Source organism: Corynebacterium glyciniphilum AJ 3170 (genome assembly GCF_007673095.1).
In the GTDB taxonomy this organism is placed as follows: Bacteria; Actinomycetota; Actinomycetes; order Mycobacteriales; family Mycobacteriaceae; genus Corynebacterium.
In genome coordinates, this window is sequence record NZ_VDYZ01000195.1 from 1 (window position 1) to 282 (window position 282).

A 282-nucleotide genomic window follows, 5' to 3' on the forward strand; every position below is an offset into this window, starting at 1 on the left:
TTGGGGAAGAACCAGGGCGAGGGGGAGTTCATGGCGGGGGGTTTGGTGGTGGGTTGGGGGGAGGTGGGTTGTGACTTCGTGGGGGTGGTGAGGGAGAGGGTGGAGCAGGGGATTGGAGAAGGGGTGGTGGTGGAAGTGGTGGGGGAAGTTGGAGGGTTGGGTGGAAGAGGGGGGTGGGGGGGGGATGTCGTGGGATCCGTGGGGGAAGGTGTGGGGAGGCTGTTGAAGCTCGGGGAGGGGTAGGAGATCATGAGGTCCCTGGGTGGTGGGAGCGGATTGTGG

At 65.2% G+C, this 282-nt stretch carries 1 protein-coding gene; it reads left to right on the plus strand.

The genetic code is table 11. The features are described 5' to 3' along the window. A partial coding sequence (locus tag FS507_RS20000) for a hypothetical protein (protein ID WP_222121467.1) occupies window positions 1–243 on the plus strand: 243 nt, incomplete at its 5' end. Between the last annotated feature and the right edge of the window lie 39 nt (window positions 244–282).